Annotated in this window: 1 pseudogene; it reads right to left on the bottom strand. The window is 52.1% G+C overall.

Annotated features, from left to right (window positions below):
• Positions 1-239: pseudogene (locus ACY0MJ_RS22390) on the bottom strand (hypothetical protein); the annotation flags it as partial.
• Positions 240-267: the final 28 nt, after the last annotated feature.

The raw sequence follows: 267 nt of genomic DNA, 5'->3' as shown, positions 1-267 counted from the left end.
CGGCCTTCGTCGACCTGCATATCCACGCCCCGCAGTACATAAACCGCGGCCTCGGCTTTGACGAAGGCCGGAATGATGATATCCTGGCTGTAATCGACGACTGTTTCCGGGCCTGTCGTTTCCGGCAGGTCCGTCATGAAGCCCGTTACGACGCCGTTTTCGATATGGGCATATTGATTTTCACGGATCGTCAGTTCATGGCGTGACGGCGTGTAGAGAAAATTTCCTTTAATGAACATGTAAACGCTCCTTGTCTATCGTTTACAC

The sequence above is a fragment of the Ramlibacter sp. bp-362 genome (assembly GCF_054956735.1).
The sequence above is the reverse complement of the archived record's forward strand: the minus strand, read 5'-3'. Positions and strand labels throughout refer to the sequence as shown.